The organism is Streptomyces sp. NPDC005576 (assembly GCF_042871745.1).
Taxonomy (GTDB): domain Bacteria; phylum Actinomycetota; class Actinomycetes; order Streptomycetales; family Streptomycetaceae; genus Streptomyces.
Genome location: NZ_JBIAJC010000002.1, coordinates 579,393 through 595,910, shown reverse-complemented (window position 1 = coordinate 595,910; position 16,518 = coordinate 579,393). Strand labels below are relative to the sequence as shown.

The following is a 16,518-nucleotide window of genomic DNA, read 5'->3' as shown; positions in this document are numbered from 1 at the left end:
CCGCCCGCCGGTCGCCGCCGATCGCCCGCCGCCCGGTCGCCCGCCGCCCGCCGCCGGTCGCCGCTCCCCCGCCGGTCGCCGGGGAGGAGAACGGCGCAGGTGGTCGGCATCGACCCCGCCCACCGATGGCCCGACCGCGCGGCGCGCCCGGGGCGGAGAGCCCACCCGGCGAGCGCATAGTTTCAGCCACACGGCGCAGAAGTGGCGCGTTCGCACATTGCCGCTTCGTTTCACAGCGCGGCAATCTGAAGCGCGGGAGCGCTCCCATCACGTCTCGCACCGCCGCTCATGGCCGACGCTCCCCCAGGGAAGAAGACATCATGGCTTGTCAGGTGCATGTCGATGCGGGCAGATCGGCGGATCGCTCGCCCGGAGCGCTGTCCTCGCCGTCCTGCTCAGCCCGGTCTCCTCGAGCGGTACCGCTGCGGTGACAGGGCTCGCCCGTGGACCGGACGCACTTCCTGAGCGGCGACGACGTGACTTCGGCTGACCCCGCCCGGCACCCCGCCCGGCACCCCGCTCCGACACTCCGAACCCCGCCGCCCGCAATCCGCGCCGCCCGCAAACCCCGCCGCCCGCCGCCCACCCACGGAAAGACGATCCGTTGCGCCTGCCAGCCTTCTCGCACCCGGCCCGTAGACCTCTCCCGCCCTCAACCCCCCGCCGTGTCCCCCACGCCCGTCGTTCCCGCTGGGGCGTCGCCCTCGCCGGGGTGACCGCCTTGCTCGCCGCCGCCCTCACACCGCTCACCGCGACCCCGGCCGAGGCGGCCCCCGCGTTCGCCTACGGCGAGGCGCTGCAGAAGTCGCTCTTCTTCTACGAGGCCCAGCGTTCCGGCCATCTGCCCGCCGACAACCGGGTTTCCTGGCGCGGTGACTCGGGTCTGGACGACGGCAAGGACGTCGGTCTGGACCTGACCGGCGGCTGGTACGACGCCGGCGACCACGTCAAGTTCGGTCTGCCCATGGCGTACAGCGCCACCGTCCTGGCCTGGGGCGGCGTGGAGCAGAAGGCCGCGTACACCGCGTCGGGGCAGCTGAAGTACCTCAAGGACAGTCTGCGCTTCGTCAACGACTACTTCATCAAGGCGCATCCGTCTGCGAACGTGCTGTACGGCCAGGTGGGCAACGGCGCCGACGACCACAAGTGGTGGGGTCCGGCCGAGGTGATGCCGATGGCCCGGCCGTCCTACCGGATCGACTCCTCCTGCCCCGGTACGGACCTCGCCGGGCAGACGGCCGCCGCGATGGCCTCCTCCTCGATGCTGTTCTCCGACGACGACCCGGCCTACGCGGCGAAGCTGGTCACCCACGCGAAGCAGTTGTACGCGTTCGCCGACACCTACCGGGGCAAGTACAGCGACTGCATCACCGACGCGAAGTCGTACTACAACTCCTGGAGCGGGTACCAGGACGAGCTGGTGTGGGGTGCCGTCTGGCTCTACCGGGCCACCGGTGACGCCACCTACCTCGCCAAGGCCGAGCAGTACTACGACGGCCTCTCCACCGAGCCGCAGACCACCACCCGCTCCTACCGGTGGACACTCTCCTGGGACGACACCTCCTACGGCTCCTACGTGCTGCTCGCCAAGCTCACCGGGAAGCAGAAGTACATCGACGACGCCAACCGATGGCTGGACTGGTGGACGTCCGGGGTGAGCGGGGCGAAGGTCCGCTACTCCCCCGGCGGCGAGGCCGTGCTGGACTCGTGGGGCTCCCTGCGGTACGCGGCCAACACCGCGTTCGCCGCGCTCTCCTACAGCGACTGGCTGACGGGCGACGCCACCCGCAAGGCGCGCTACCACGACTTCGCGGTGCGCCAGATCGACTACGCGCTCGGTGACAACCCGCGCAGGGCGAGCTACGTCGTCGGCTTCGGCAACACACCTCCCACCAAACCGCACCACCGCACCTCGCACGGCTCGTGGACCGACCAGATCACCAGCCCCGCCGAAAGCCGCCACACCCTCTACGGTGCCCTCGTCGGCGGACCGAGCGCACCCGACGACGCCTACAGCGACGACCGGCAGAACTACACCAACAACGAGGTCGCCACCGACTACAACGCGGCGTTCACCGGCGCCCTCGCCCGCCTCTACGCCGAGTACGGCGGCGCCCCGCTCGCCGCCTTTCCGCCGACCGAGCAGCCGGACGGGCCGCAGGTGCTGGCGCAGGCTTCGGTGAACGCCTCCGGGAGCAACTTCACCGAGATCAAGGCGTACCTGGTGAACAAGTCGGCCTGGCCCGCCCGGTCGCTGACGAAGGCCTCCCTGCGGTACTACTTCACGCTGGAACCGGGTGTCTCGCCGGCGGGCATCACGGTCACCACCAACTACAACCAGTGCGGTACTGCGAGCGGCCCCACGCGGTACGCGGGCGACGTGTACTACGTGAGCGTGGACTGCTCGAACACGGTGATCGCACCGGCCGGGCAGTCGGCGTACCGCAAGGAGGTCCAGTTCCGCATCAGCTCCTCGGGCGCCTGGGACCCGTCCAACGACTGGTCCGTCCAGGGCTTGCCCTCCACACCGGGTGCCACCCCGGTGGACGCACCGAATCTGGTGCTGCTGGACGGGGACGTACGTCAGTGGGGAGCGCTGCCGGACGGATCCGGTCCGACGCCCACACCGACTCCCACACCCACCCCGACACCCACCCCCACTCCCACACCCACACCCACCCCCACCCCGACACCCACACCCACCCCGACCCCTACTCCGACCCCGACCCCGACCCCCACGCCGGGCGCCGGCTGCGCCGTCGTCTACAAGGTCGGCTCCTCCTGGGGCGGCGGCTTCACCGCCGACGTCACCATCCGCAACACCGGCACCACCGCAGTGAACGGTTGGCGTCTCACCTGGAGTTTCGTCGGTGACGAGAGGGTCACCAGCGCCTGGAACGCGACCGCCACCCAGACCGGCGCGGCCGTGACGGCCACCGACGGCGGCCACAACAAGGCCATTCCACCGGGCGGTTCGGCGTCCTTCGGATTCCAGGGATCCGGCGTGCCCGGCGCCGCCCCGACGGGCTTCGCCCTGAACGGCGTTCCCTGCACCTGAGAAGGTCACCGGTTGCACGACGTCGGCCGCGTCGGCCGCATCGGCGGCGGCGCGACCGTGAACGTGACGGATCACCCCCACGGGCCCGCCGCCCCCGCCGCCAGGTGGGGGCGGCGGGCCCCGTGGCTGCATCGGTGTACCGCAGACAGCGTTGCCGCTGGTGCCTCCCGGACTCGCGTCGAAATGCCCGTTAGGTTCCTGGCATTCGAGCACCGGGAGAGACCATGCGGGTCAGTCGTCGTTCACTGCTGAGACTGGGGAGTTCGGGCGCGGTCGCCGCCGGCTTCGCAGCCATGGGGCCGGGGGCCGCCGCCTCGGGCACCGACACGGGGTCGGCCCCCACCATCCCGGCCCCCACCGCCCCGGCTCCCCGAGGGAAGAGCGCCAAAGGGGCGGTCCCCGCAGGGGGCGCGCCCGTGGCGGTCGGCCCCGTGACGCAGGCCGGGTCGGCCGAGGCGCGGGCCAGGGCCGTCGAGTTGGTCGCGCGGATGACGACGGACGAGAAGATCGCGCTGCTGCACGGGGTGAACGTCAAGGAGGAGGTCGCGCGGCCCGGGTACATCGGCAAGGTGCCGGGCAACGAGCGGCTCGGCATCCCCGCGACCATCCTGGCGGACGGGCCGAGCGGGGTCGGCAACGGGTCGACGGGGGTGACCCAGTGGCCCTGCTCCAAGGCGCTGGCGGCGACCTGGGACCCGGCGGCGGCCGAGACGTACGGGAGGGCGTACGGCGGTGAGCAGGCGGCGAAGGGCCACAACGTGGCGCTCGGGCCGTGCGTCAACATCCTGCGGACGCCCCGGTGGGGCCGGTCCTTCGAGACGTTCACGGAGGACCCGCACCTCAACGCGGCGCTGGCTGCGCCTGTCGTACGGGGTATCCAGTCGCACCGCGTCATCGCGACGGTGAAGCACTTCGCGGCCAACAACCAGGAGACGCTGCGGCACTCCATCGACGTCGTGGTGTCGGCGCGCGCCCTGCACGAGATCTACTTCCCGGCGTTCCGCGCGGCCGTCCAGCAGGGTGGCGTGGGGGCGGTGATGACCGCGTACAACAAGGTCAACGGCGCCTGGACGCACGAGAATCACACCCTGGTGCAGGACGTGCTGCGGGACGGCTGGGGCTTCGACGGGATGGTGATGTCGGACTGGGGCGGCACCCACAGCACGGTGCGGACGGCGGAGGCCGGGTCCACCACCGAGATGCCGGGCTCGACGTACTTCGGTACGGCTCTCGCCTCGGCGGTCGCGCGCGGGGCGGTCACCGGGGAGACACTGGACCGGATGGCCGTGCAGGTGCTGACGGCGATGTACCGGGTCGGGTTGTTCGACCACCCGCTCGCCGACCCGTTGACGCAGTTGGACACGGTCGTCTCCACCGAGGAGAACCGTGCGCTGGCCCGTCGGATCGGCGTCCAGGGCAGTGTGCTGCTGAAGAACGCGGACGGGGTGCTGCCGTTCGCCGCGCCGCGGTCCGTGGCGGTGATCGGGGACGCCGCGGCGGCGGGGTACCGGTCGCACGGCGGAGGTTCGGGCAGCGTGAACGCGTACGGCGGGGTGGTGACCCCGCTCGCCGGGATCACCGCCCGCGCCGGGAGCGCCCCGGGGGGCATCCCGGTGACGTACGCGCGCGGCACCCTCGGGGTCGGCGCCCTGCCCGCCGTACCCGCCGACGCGCTCGGCGCGGGGCTGCGGGCGGTCTACTACGCCTCGGCCGACCTCACCGGTACGGTCCTCGCCACCACGACCACCGACCGCCTCGACTGGACGGCCGCCCCGGCCCCGGTGAGCGGCAGGACCGGTCCCTGGTCGGCGCGGTACAGCGGTACGTACACGGCGTCCGTCACCGGGCGGTACCGGTTCTCGCTGAGCGGCGGCGGAGCGGTGGTCCTCACGATCGACGGGACGGTCGTGGCGGAGTACGCGACCGGGGCCGAGGTGGTCCAGAACGGTTTCGTGACCCTGACGGAGGGCCCGCACCCGATCGAGGTCACCTACCGCCACACCACCGGCACCGCGAGCCTGCGGGTCGGCCACCAGCCGGGGCAGGACCGGCTGATCGCCGAGGCCGCCGCGGCGGCGGCGGCGGCCGAGGTCGCGGTGGTCGTCGTGGTGGACGTGACGGCCGAGAGCATGGACCGCTCCACCCTCTCCCTCGCCGCCGACCAGGACGAGCTGATCGCCGCGGTCGCCGCGGCCAACCCCCGTACCGTCGTGGTGCTCAACACCTCGGGCGCCGTACTGATGCCGTGGCTGCCGGAGGTCCCGGCGGTGATCGCGAACTGGTACGGGGGCCAGGAGCAGGGCAACGCGGTCGCCGCGATGCTCTTCGGGGACGCGGAGCCCGGCGGGCGGCTCCCGGAGACCTTCCCGGCCACGGAGACGCAGGGGCCCGCCAAGCGGCCGGTGGAGTTCCCGGGCGACGGCAAGCAGGTCTACTACGACGAGGGGCTGGCCGTCGGGTACCGCTGGTACACGACGGCGGGCGAGCAGCCGCTCTTCCCGTTCGGCCACGGCCTGTCGTACACCACCTTCGCCCTCTCCGGCCTGCGGGTCTCGCGCGCCGGTTCCGGTCACCGGGCGATCGTGCGGGTCCGCAACACCGGTTCCCGCGCGGGCAGCGAGGTCGTGCAGCTCTACGTCACCTTCCCGGCCTCGGCGGGCGAACCTCCGGCCCAGCTCAAGGCGTTCGCCAAGGTGACGCTGGAGGCCGGCGTCTCCACCACCGTCGCCCTGGACGTCCCACGGGAAGCGCTGGCCGTGTGGCGGTCGGTGGAGGACGGCTGGACCCTGCTGCCGGGGGCGTACGAGTTCGCGGTGGGGCGCTCCTCCGCCGACTTGACCCTGCGTACGCAGGTGCGGGTCGCCACCCGGTAGGGGGCGGATCGGCCTCTTCGGTCACCGGGTCGGCGCGCCCCGCGATACGCTGCGCGCCCCCTCGACCCGGTGACCGATGGTTCCGAAGCGGTTACGGAGGGGCACCATGTTCTCGTACGACCGCGCAGACGAAGCTGCACCGAGGGAGCACCACCATGGCAACCCCCTTGTCCGCCGACACCCTGCTGAAAGCCCTCCGCGACGAGGGGGTGAAGGTGGTGGAGTACAAGAACTGGCGCACGAACAACCGTGATCACAAGGGTCCCTGGGGCCCCGTCCATGGGGTGATGATCCATCACACCGTCACTTCCGGCACCGCGAATTCCGTCGAGCTCTGCTACTCCGGCCACTCCGAACTCCCCGGGCCGCTCTGCCACGGGGTGATCGACAAGGAGGGCACGGTCCACCTGGTCGGCAACGGCCGGGCCAACCACGCCGGTCTCGGCGACGACGACGTGCTGCGCGCGGTGATCGCCGAGTCGGCGAGGCTGCCCGCCGACAACGAGGCCAACACGGACGGGAACGCCCGCTTCTACGGCTTCGAGTGCGTCAACCTCGGTGACGGCAAGGACCCCTGGCCGGCCGCCCAACTGCTTGCGATCGAGCGGGTGTCGGCGGCGATCTGCCGGACGCACAAGTGGTCCGAGCGCTCGGTGATCGGGCACCTGGAGTGGCAGCCGGGGAAGGTGGACCCGCGCGGCTTCCCGATGACCGCGATGCGCGACCGGATCGCCGTCCGGCTCGGCGCGGGTCCGGACGGGCCGGCGCCCGAGCCGTACGAGCCCTTCCCCGGGGCCGCGTTCTTCACGGCCGGGCGCAAGAGCCCGATCATCACGGCGATGGGCAGGCGGCTCGTGGCGGAGGGGTGCGGGCTGTACGCGGTCGGGCCCGGGCCCTCCTGGTCCACCGCCGATCGTGCCTCGTACGCCGCCTGGCAGCGCAAGCTCGGCTACACCGGCGGCTCCGCCGACGGCATCCCGGGGCCGTCGAGCTGGGTGAAGCTCAAGGTCCCGAACGTGTGAGGCGGGGTGGCGGCGGGCTGCGCACGGAGCTCCCGCCGCCTCCCTGCCCTGCCGCCCTCCACCCCTCAGCCCCTCAGCCCCTCAGCCCCTCAGCCCCTCAGTCCCTCAGTCCCTCGGTCCCTCGGTCCCTCAGTCCCTCAGTCCATCTCTCCCTCGACCGGTGTGCCTTCGGTCCTGTCCGTCGCGCCCTCGATTTCGGCGGCCCGGCCGATGGCGTCGGCCAGCTTGCTCACCGAACCGTCCTCGGTCTCCGCGGCCAGCTTCCGTGCCCGGGCGGCGAGTTCGCCGAGTGTCGGGGTGCCGGGCAGGGTTCCGCCGCGCAGGATGTCGGCGAAATAGGCCGCCACCGCCGTCACTTGGAGGCGAGCGCCGGAAGCACCCCAGAGTCCTCCGTCGATGGCGTCGGTCTCCACCGAGCCGGTCTCCTCCCGCGCCTTGCGGGTCACCGGGTCGAGCCAGCGCACGGTGGCGGTGGCGACATGGCCGGATGCCTTCTCGCGCAGGCGGACGGCGTAGAGCGCGGTCACCGTGTGCCCGGGGCCGACCTCGCCGCCGTCCACGCTGTCGTCGCGGAAGTCCTCGTCGGCGACGGCCCGGTTCTCGTACCCGATGAGCTTGAACTGCTGGACCGTCTTCCGGTCGAACGCGACCTGCGCCTTCGCGTCGCGTGCGCGCAGCTCGACGTGGGCGGGGAGCTGGTCGACGAAGACCTTGCGGGCCTGGACCTCGTCGGCGACGTACGTGGTGTCGCCGTCGCCCTTGTCGGCGAGCCGCTCCATGAGCGCGTCACCGTAGTCGCTGCCGACGCCGACCCCGAAGAGGGTGATGCCGTACTCGCGCCGTGAGCCGTCGATCCGCTCCAGGATCGCGTCGGCGTCCGTCTCCCCGGTGTTGGCGAGGGCGTCGGAGAGCAGTACGACCCGGTTGGTGGCGCCCTTGCGGCGGCCCTCGACGGCCTCGTCGTAGCCACGCTCCACTCCGGCGGCGACGTTGGTGGAGCTCTCCGTGTGCAGCGATTCGACGGCCTCCCGGATCTTCGTGCGGTGGCCGCGCAGCGCGGTCATCGGCACCACGGTCTCGGCCTCGTCGCTGAAGGTGACCAGAGCCACCGAGTCGTCGTCGCGCAGTTGCTCGGTGAGGTACGCGAGCGAGGTGCGCACCAGGTCCAGGCGGCCGGTCTCGGCCATCGACCCGGAGATGTCGACGACGAAGGTGAGGGCGGCCGGTGGCCTCGGGGCGGTGTCGTCGGCGGCCCTGGTGGCCAGTCCGACCCGCAGCAGCGACCAGCCGTCAGCCCCTCCCCCGGCCCGCGCCCCGTCGACGCTGACGGAGAAGCCGTTGCCGCGGGGGCGTTCGTACCCCTGTTTGAAGCTGTTGACGAACTCCTCGGGGCGCACGGTCCCGGGCTCCGGGAGTCGCCCGTCGCCGAGGACGCGGCGCGCGTATCCGTAGCTGGCGGTGTCCACGTCGAGCGCGAAGGTGGACAGGTAGTCGGGAGCGGCCCGGTCGGCCTTCCCCTGCCTGCCCGCCGTGTCGCTGCCCTCCGTGTCGCTGCCTTCCGTGTCGCTGCCCGCCGCGTCCGTGCCCGCCGGGGCGGGGACGGTGCCGCCTCCGGGAACGGGGCCGCCGCGCCTGTGGGCGGCGGTGCCGTCGGACGATTCACCGCCCGAGCCCGAACAACCGGCGAGCAGTGCGGCGCTCACCAGCAGCCCGACCAACGCCGTGGCCGCCCGCACCCGGCCTGCCGGGTGTCCCGCTGTGCCGTGGTTCATCTCTGGCCCCCTGTCGTCGACATCTGTGAATGTGACGCGCGGGGGGCCCGCCGGGAGCCATCGAACCGGTTGCGGATGAATCTCGATGCGGTGACGGAGAGAAGCCGGCCGGCGGCCGGACGGCGGAACACAGGCTCCGGGCACGTGTGCTCGATGTCTATCCGACCAAGCGGCGATGCCAGGCCAGGGGCGTAACGGTGATGGCCCGGCCAGGGTCGCGGTCCCACTCGACGGAGAGGCCGACCGCTTCGAGGGAAGTGACGATCTGCTCGCCGATGGCGCCGGTGGTCTCGGGCGAGCCGTCGAAGCCACCGAAGAGCAGCATCAGTCCGTGGCCGGCAGCGGCGGAGTCCGTGCACTGCGTGTGAAAGTAGACGAAGCCACGGGCGTCGGGCCGACCCGCACCGGCGATCTCGGACTGGCCGCAGGTGCGGCAGCAGGTGAAGTTCTCGCGGGCGGTGATTCCTGCCTCGTTCAAGGCGGTGAAGGCGCGGGTGAGCCGCTCGGGGTCGGTCTCGCCCTGCCAGTCGGCCTGCTGCGCGACCCGCTCCAGCCACAACCGGTCAGCCAGCGCCTCGGCCTGCTCTCGCGAAACAGGTCGGCGGTCCGCCGTGACCAGGTACTCCTCGGCGAGCTCCGCCAACTCGGCCCGGGTGGTGTAGCCGCCGACCAGCACCTCGCGAACACGTCTTTCCAACTCCTCACGCTCACCGTCGTCCAGGTCGAGCGGCGGCACCTCGCGGAGGGGGCCCATGTCCAGCAGCGACCAGGACAGGCCAGCGTCCCATCCGGCCGCCCGGCAGGCCCAACCGGTCATCGCCGCGATCACCGCATCAGGACTGTCGACCCTCACCTGGAAGTGGCGGTCGGCGGCACCGTCGCGGTACTCCAGCGTGTAGTCCCCGCCGGCCTCGTGCCAGACCTGGGCGAAGACGTCAGGCAGGTCGGGTATCCGACTGACCACCAGGAACCGGTCACCGTCACCGCCGATTCGCCTGACCAGCCGGGCCAGATCCTCAGCGTGCACAGGAACGTGCCGCTCCGAGTTCTCCGTCTTCACCACGATCGCAAGCATCCGCAGACTCTGACATACCCCCTGCCAGAAGACCTCCCGGGCCCGGCCCAGCTCACCGCGACGGCCCGGCACTACCCCGATCCGCAGGGGCGGTCGCACGATTCCCTGAACCCCAGGGCCCGGCCGCGGACCCAACCTTCGCGCTACGACACGATGTCTTTCCGGCTGAACCCCCGGAAGGCCAGGGCGAAGAGGATCAGGGCGTACGTCACCGATACGGCCGATCCCTTGATCATGCCGCCCCACTCCAGTTGCGGCTGGAGGGCGTCCGCCCAGGCGAACTGCCAGTGCGCGGGGAGGAAGTCGCGCCAGTGGCCGAGCGCGGTGACCGCGTCCAGGACGTTGCCGACGATGGTCAGGCCGACCGCGCCGCCCACCGCGCCCAGGGGTGCGTCCGTCTTCGTCGAGAGCCAGAAGGCGAGTCCCGCGGTGACGAGTTGGGAGACGAAGACGAAGCCGACGACCAGCGCGAGCCGGGGCAGGGCTGCGGACTGGGCGAGTTCACCGCCGGTCGGCAGCTGGAGCGGTCCCCAGCCGTAGGCCGCCGCCCCGGCCACCAGGGCGACCAGCGGGAGCAGCACCATCGCGGCCAGGCTGAAGCCGAGGGCGACGACGAGCTTGCTCCACAGCAGCCGGACGCGCGGTACGGGCGCGGCGAGGAGGTAGCGCAGCGAGGACCAGCTCGCCTCGGAGGCCACGGTGTCCCCGCAGAAGAGTGCCACCGGCACCACCAGCAGGAAGCCCGCCGAGACGAACAGGTTGACGGCGGCGAAGTTGGCCGCCGAGGCGGTGGCGGTGTCCATCAGGTTGATCCGGTCGCCCGCCGTGCCTCCCTCCGAGCCGGGGGTGCCGCCGATGGCGAAGGCGATGATCAGGATGAATGGGAGGGCCGCCAGCACCCCGCCCATCAGCAGGGTGCGGCGGCGGCGGAGTTGCCGCATCGCCTCGACGCGGAGCGGGAGGGTGCGCCGGGGGTGGTACCCGGGCGCACCGGGAGCCTCCGGAGCGCCGGCGGGAACGGCACCGGAGCCCGAGCCGGAACCAGCCCCGGACCCGGAGCCGGTGAGGATGTCACTCATGCGGAGCCTCCGGAGATCAGGGTGAGGAACGCGTCCTCCAGGCGGCGGTGCGGTCCGACGCCGGTGAGCGGGACGTCGAGCCGGACGAGTTCGGTGATCAGCGCGGAGGTGGTGGTTCCGTCGAGGCGGACCAGCAGCCCCCGCCCGCCGTCGGTGGGGACGGCCGAGGCGACGCCTGCGAGGGCCTCGATCTTGCGGAGCACCGGGTCGGTGATCCGGTCCGCGGTGGTGACGAGCAGCATGTCCCCGGAGCCGGTGATCTCGGCGACCGGGCCCGCTTGGACGAGCCGGCCCCGGTCCATGACCACGAGGTGGGTGCAGGACTGTTCTACCTCGGAGAGGAGGTGACTGGAGACGATGACGGTCCGGCCTCCGGCCGCGTAACGGATCATCACCTCGCGCATCTCACGGATCTGGGGCGGGTCGAGGCCGTTGGTCGGTTCGTCGAGGATGAGCAGGTCCGGCATGCCGAGCATGGCCTGGGCGATGGCGAGGCGCTGCCGCATGCCCTGGGAGTAGGTGCGTACGGCCCGGGCGAGCGCGTCGCCGAGGCCGGCGATCTCCAGGGCCTCGTCGAGGTGGGAGTCGGCGGCGGGGCGGCCGGTGGCCTGCCAGTACAGCTCCAGGTTGGCGCGGCCGGTCAGATGCGGCAGGAAGCCGGCGCCTTCGACGAACGCGCCGACCCGGGAGAGCACCGGGGCGCCGGGCCGGATGGCCTGTCCGAAGACGCGGATCTCGCCCGCGTCGGGGCTGATGAGGCCCATCAGCATCCGCAGGGTGGTGGTCTTCCCGGCGCCGTTGGGGCCGAGGAGTCCGAGCACTTGCCCGCGTTCGACGCGGAAGCCCAGGTCCTTGACGGCGTAACGGTCGTGGGCGCCCGCGTACTTCTTGGTGAGGCCGGTGATCAGCAGCGGTACGCCTTCGAGTGCGGGGTCCGGGGCGGGGGTCGTGGAGCGGCGCCGGGCGGTGAGCAGCAGGGCGGCGGCCACCAGGAGGGCGGCGGCCGGAAGTCCCCAGGTCCACGCGGGAAGTGCGCCGGCCGCGGCGGTGAGGCCGGCGTCGGTGGGTACGGAGAGCGGGCCGTCGACGGAGACCGTGTACGTGTTCGGCTCGGCCGGGGACGCGTAGCCGAGGTCGGTCGCGGAGAGGACCAGGCGGAGCCGGTGCCCGGCGTCGAACGCGTGGTCGACGGCGGGCAGGGTCAGTGCGAGGGGCCTGCCCTGCTGGTCGGGGGTGATCCGGAAGGGGGCGACGAGCTGCGAGGGCAGTTCCTGGCGCTTGCCGTCCGGCGAGACGTCGTAGACCTTCCCGAAGAGGACGGCGTCGCCGGTGCGGGCCGTGACGGTGACCTTGACGGTGGGGGTGCCGGTGGCGCGCACCGAGGACGTCAGGGGTGCGCTGTCGAAGGTGGCGTGCTGCCCGGGGAAGTCCAGGGAGAGGCCGACGCCGAGGGAAGAGAGCTGGGAGAGTCCGGCGCCGAGTCCGGGGACGGCGGAGATCGCGGGCGGGCTCCCGCCGGCCGGGTTGCGGACGGTCGCGGGGCCCCCTCGGAGGGCGAACTCCTGGGTGCCGGCGCGCAGTCCGGGGTAGCTCTCGGCGCTCGCGCCCCGGGTGAGGGCGGCCCCGTCGGTGGAGTCGACTCCGCCGGTGCGGGTGACGCGGAAGGCGGGGCCGGTGTCGGCGCCCCGGTCGTCCTTGAGGTAGCGGTCGAACCAGGCGCCGATCCGGTTCCGGACGCGGGCGTCCTCGGTGTCGCCGCCGTCGTGGCCGCCGGCGATCCAGTCGACGGAGACCGGGGCGCCGTTCTCCGCGATGGCCCGCGCCATGGCGTCGGCCTGGCCGAGCGGGAAGAGGGAGTCGGTCTGGCCCTGCACGATGAGCGCGGGTACGTCGATACGGTCGGCGACGGCGGAGGGGGAGCGTTCCGTCAGCAGGGCGCGTGCCTCGGCGTCGGGTACGCCGCTCGCCGCCACCCGTTCGTACATCGCGCAGACCCGCTTCTCGAACTTCTCGCAGCCTCCGCCGCTGGTCACGAACATCCCGGCCCAGAGCTTCTTGAACACACCGTCCGGGAAGAGGGCGTCCGCGAGGTTCCAGTAGGTGATGACGGGGGCGACGGCGTCCACGCGGTCGTCGTACCCGGCGGCGAGGAGGGAGACCGCACCGCCGTAGGACGCCCCGGTGACGCCGACGCGCGGGTCGCCCCTGCCGTCGAGCAGGACCTCGGGACGGGCGGCGAGCCAGTCGATGAGGCGGGAGACGTCCGCGACCTCGGTGTCCGGGTCGTTGAGCCCGATCTCGCCGCCGGACCGGCCGAATCCGCGCGCGGACCAGGTGAGGACCGCGTACCCGTCCGCAGCGAGCTTCTCGGCCTCGGCGCGCACGTCGTCCTTGCTGCCGCCGAACCCGTGGCCGAGGAGCACGGCGGGGCGCCGCCCGCCGCCGTCGGCGGTGAAGTACGAGGTGTCCAGGGCGACTTTGTCGCCACGGAGCGTCCGGTCCTGTCGGTGTACGGCAGGTGTGCCGTCGTCGGCCACGGCGGTCCAGGTGCCGACGCCGGCGAGCACGACGAGCGCGGCGACGGCCGCCGCCCACCGGCCGCGCGCGCGGGGCCATCGGAGCCGTCGTGCGGTAGAGGTCTCCATGTCACGACCCTAGGCCGTGTCCGACCACCCCCGCCGGGCGGGTGGCGCCCGGCACGGCACCTCGCGGCGTTGCCGGATTGCCCGAGTACATCCAGCACCCGGGCCATCCTCCGCCTTGCGATGCACCGCGCCGGACACCGCCCGCTGATCCGGCGCGCAAGGTCGGACACGGCCTGGAGGGACGCGAGGGACGTTCTCCGGGCCCGGGGGCGGAACCGCCCGGCCTCCTCTTGAGAGGTACGGCCCCGGGGCGCGTACTGCGGACGCGGTACGAGCCGCGGGCACCCTGGTGCCCGCGGTGCCCGGAGCACTGTGGGATGTCCTGCGAGCGGACGGGCCGCCCGGTGGGAGGCCGCCCCCGCCCGGTCCTCAGCTGCCGTGCGGAGGCTGCTTCGGTGTGACGGCGGTCTCCAGGAAGAAGCTGTCGATGCTCTGGACGGTGTGCACGAAGTCGTCCAGGTTGACCGGCTTGGTCACATAGGCGTTGGCGTGCTGCGTGTAGGCGTCCTTGACGTCGTCGGGCGCGGCCGAGGTGGTGAGGACCACGATCGGGATACTGGAGAGGACCTCGTCGTTCTTGAGCACCCCGAGCAGCTCACGGCCGTTCATGCGGGGCATGTTGAGGTCGAGCACGATCAGGTCGGGGCGGTCGTTCGCGGGGTCGCGGAGGTACTCCAGGGCGGACACCCCGTCGTCGACCCGGTTGATGCCCCGCGCCATCCCGCGTTCGATCAGGGCCTCCTCGATGAGCATGGCGTCGGCCACGTCGTCCTCCACGAGCAGGACGGTGTAGGTGCGCCGGGGTGCAAGGCCGTTCATGTGGGGGCTCCGGTGATCGTTGGGCAGGGGGCGGGAGGAGGGGCGTGCGGTGAAGACCAGGCCGGGCCAGCGTTTGCGGGCGCCCTGCCGGCTGACGCCCCAGGCGCTGCCCAGCTGCGGGTAGCCGGCTCCCCCGTGCGCGGCGGCGCGGGCAGCGGCGGCGGCGCACTCGTCCACGGCACGGCTGAGGAGGGCCAGGGCGCGCAGCGAGGCCAGAGGGTCGGCCCAGCCGTCGTCCGTGGGGGGGACGTCGTCGCCCCGGTCCTCTCCGACCGGGACGTCGTCCGGCTCCAGCGCCAGGCGCTGGGCCAGGTCCGCGACCGCGCGGCGCGCGCGGTCGGCGAGCTCGTCGGTCCCGGGCCGCGCCGAGGTCTCCACTGTCATGGGCGCACCGTAACCGGAGGGGATGGTCCGCGACAACCTGCGTTGTCGGCGAGGTAGGGTGACCCGCGCTCCGGTGGGTACTGGAGTCCGTGATCGACCCACCGTTTCCCGTTCGAGTGAGAGGCAAACCACCGTGCAGAGCGCCGAAGAGGGTTCACGGCCGGACGATTTCCGTCCTGCGCGGGAGCGGGCCGGCTGGAGCACCAGCCGCTGGCTCGGCACGGGCACCACCGTGGCCCTGGTGGTGCTGCTCGTGCTCGGCAGCTGCGGCACCTGGGCCCTGGTCCGGTCCACGTCGGTCAACCAGCGTCTCGCGGACCGCTGGTCCCCCGCGCTCATCTCCTCGGTGCGCATGGAGGCGGCGCTCGTCAACCAGGAGACGGGAATCCGCGGTTACGGCCTGGCCGGCGACGCTTCGTTCCTCTCTCCCTACCGCAGTGGTCTGACCCAGCAGAAGACCGCGACGAAGAAGCTGAAGGAGCTCACGGCCGGGGACACCCGGGCCACGGCCGATCTCGCCCGGGTGGACGCACTCGCCGAGAAGTGGCACGCGTCGGTCGCCCGGCCCATCGCCGCGGCCCCGGACCCCACCGTCCTCGCCCAGGAGCGCGCGGAGAGCGGCCGGGCCCAGTTCGACGCGCTGCGCACCGCGCTGCGGGTGCAGCAGGAGCACATCTCCTCGGAGCGCGACCGGGCACGTTCCGACCTGGCCTCCGTGGCCGGGATGCGGAACACGGTCTTCACCGTCATCGCCGCCGTGGTGCTGGCGGTGATGGCCCTGGCCTTCGCGGGCCTGCGGCTGGGGGTGCAGCGGCCGCTGGACCGGCTGCGGGCCGACGTGCGCAAGGTCGCCTCCGGGGACTACGCCCACGCACTGGCCCCCACCGGCCCGGCCGACATCCAGGTCCTCGCCGGGGACGTGGACGCGATGCGGCGCCGTCTCGCGGAGGACCTCGAACTCAAGGACAGGGCACGGGCCGTCCTCGACGCCCAGACCGTCGAACTGCGCCGCTCCAACGAGGAGCTGGAGCAGTTCGCGTACGTCGCCTCGCACGACCTCCAGGAACCCCTGCGCAAGGTGGCCAGCTTCTGCCAGCTCCTGGAGCGGCGGTACGCGGAGCAGCTGGACGACCGGGCGAAGCAGTACATCTCCTTCGCCGTCGACGGCGCCAACCGCATGCAGCTCCTCATCAACGACCTGCTGACCTTCTCCCGGGTCGGCCGGCTCCACACCGACGAACAGCAGGTCGATCTGACGGATCTGGTGGGGCGGACGGTCGGTGATCTGGACGTGGCCGTCCAGCAGACCGGCGCCACCGTCACGTACGAGGACCTGCCCACGGTCCACGGGCAGCCGACGCAACTCGGCCTGGTGCTGCAGAACCTCATCTCCAACGCGATCAAGTTCCGCGCGCCCGACACCGCCCCCGTCATCCATGTCGCCGCCCGCCGGGTACCGAACCCGGGCCGCGAGGGGAGCGAGGAGGCGCGACGCCCCTTCTGGGAGATCTCGGTGGCCGACAACGGCATCGGTATCGCGCCCGAGTACGCGGAGCGCGTCTTCGTCATCTTCCAGCGGCTGCACACCCGCGAGAGCTACGAGGGCAACGGCATCGGCCTGGCGCTCTGCAAGAAGATCGTCGAGCACCACGGCGGCTCGATCGCCGTGGACACCACGTACACCTCGGGGACCCGCTTCGTCTTCACCCTGCCGGGGGTGGAGGACGAGGAGACGGCGGTCGCCGAGGAACAGGAGGCCGCTGGGGCCGCTGAGGAGTAGGCGGGGCCCGG

Annotated in this window: 9 protein-coding genes; 4 read left to right on the top strand and 5 right to left on the bottom strand. The window is 72.4% G+C overall.

Going from position 1 to position 16,518, the window contains the following annotated elements; all coding sequences use genetic code 11:
- Nucleotides 1-712: 712 nt before the first annotated feature.
- From ACFYPN_RS05960 to ACFYPN_RS05950, 3 genes are all read left to right on the top strand, one after another.
- A complete protein-coding gene (locus ACFYPN_RS05960) occupies nucleotides 713-3,058 on the top strand; it encodes a glycoside hydrolase family 9 protein (protein ID WP_389296878.1) in 2,346 nt (781 codons plus the stop codon).
- A 224-nt stretch (nucleotides 3,059-3,282) separates the two neighbouring features.
- Nucleotides 3,283-5,931 (top strand): glycoside hydrolase family 3 C-terminal domain-containing protein, encoded by a 2,649-nt coding sequence (locus tag ACFYPN_RS05955; protein WP_389296876.1) that lies wholly within the window; start codon nucleotides 3,283-3,285, stop codon nucleotides 5,929-5,931.
- 155 nt (nucleotides 5,932-6,086) lie between these two features.
- A complete protein-coding gene (locus ACFYPN_RS05950) occupies nucleotides 6,087-6,953 on the top strand; it encodes a peptidoglycan-binding protein (RefSeq protein ID WP_358757112.1) in 867 nt (288 codons plus the stop codon).
- A 137-nt stretch (nucleotides 6,954-7,090) separates the two neighbouring features.
- Here the strand turns inward: ACFYPN_RS05950 and ACFYPN_RS05945 are convergent, their stop codons facing one another.
- The 5 genes from ACFYPN_RS05945 to ACFYPN_RS05925 form a co-directional block, all read right to left on the bottom strand.
- Nucleotides 7,091-8,725 (bottom strand): von Willebrand factor type A domain-containing protein, encoded by a 1,635-nt coding sequence (locus tag ACFYPN_RS05945; protein WP_389296874.1) that lies wholly within the window; start codon nucleotides 8,723-8,725, stop codon nucleotides 7,091-7,093.
- Between the two features lie 157 nt (nucleotides 8,726-8,882).
- Nucleotides 8,883-9,800, bottom strand: a complete 918-nt coding sequence (locus ACFYPN_RS05940) for a DUF6891 domain-containing protein (protein ID WP_389296872.1) — start codon at nucleotides 9,798-9,800, stop codon at nucleotides 8,883-8,885.
- 143 nt (nucleotides 9,801-9,943) lie between these two features.
- Entirely contained in the window at nucleotides 9,944-10,879 is a 936-nt protein-coding gene (locus ACFYPN_RS05935) for an ABC transporter permease (protein WP_358757117.1), read from the bottom strand.
- Nucleotides 10,876-13,524, bottom strand: a complete 2,649-nt coding sequence (locus ACFYPN_RS05930) for an alpha/beta fold hydrolase (RefSeq protein WP_389296870.1) — start codon at nucleotides 13,522-13,524, stop codon at nucleotides 10,876-10,878. The genes ACFYPN_RS05935 and ACFYPN_RS05930 overlap by 4 nt, the downstream gene beginning before the upstream one ends.
- A 369-nt stretch (nucleotides 13,525-13,893) precedes the next feature.
- On the bottom strand, nucleotides 13,894-14,727 hold the full coding sequence (locus tag ACFYPN_RS05925) for a response regulator (RefSeq protein WP_358757120.1): 834 nt from the start codon (nucleotides 14,725-14,727) through the stop codon (nucleotides 13,894-13,896).
- A 133-nt stretch (nucleotides 14,728-14,860) separates the two neighbouring features.
- On the opposite strand from ACFYPN_RS05925, the gene ACFYPN_RS05920 reads away from it, so the two are divergent.
- Nucleotides 14,861-16,507, top strand: a complete 1,647-nt coding sequence (locus ACFYPN_RS05920; protein WP_389296868.1) for an ATP-binding protein — start codon at nucleotides 14,861-14,863, stop codon at nucleotides 16,505-16,507.
- The last annotated feature ends 11 nt before the right edge of the window (nucleotides 16,508-16,518 follow it).

Excerpts from the sequence above, each read along its gene's own strand:
- ACFYPN_RS05950 (WP_358757112.1), top strand. The coding sequence starts at position 6,087 with ATGGCAACCCCCTTGTCCGCCGACACCCTGCTGAAAGCCCTCCGCGAC.
- ACFYPN_RS05955 (WP_389296876.1), top strand. The coding sequence starts at position 3,283 with ATGCGGGTCAGTCGTCGTTCACTGCTGAGACTGGGGAGTTCGGGCGCG.
- ACFYPN_RS05935 (WP_358757117.1), bottom strand. The coding sequence starts at position 10,879 with ATGAGTGACATCCTCACCGGCTCCGGGTCCGGGGCTGGTTCCGGCTCG.
- ACFYPN_RS05925 (WP_358757120.1), bottom strand. The coding sequence starts at position 14,727 with ATGACAGTGGAGACCTCGGCGCGGCCCGGGACCGACGAGCTCGCCGAC.
- ACFYPN_RS05940 (WP_389296872.1), bottom strand. The coding sequence starts at position 9,800 with ATGCTTGCGATCGTGGTGAAGACGGAGAACTCGGAGCGGCACGTTCCT.
- ACFYPN_RS05945 (WP_389296874.1), bottom strand. The coding sequence starts at position 8,725 with ATGAACCACGGCACAGCGGGACACCCGGCAGGCCGGGTGCGGGCGGCC.
- ACFYPN_RS05930 (WP_389296870.1), bottom strand. The coding sequence starts at position 13,524 with ATGGAGACCTCTACCGCACGACGGCTCCGATGGCCCCGCGCGCGCGGC.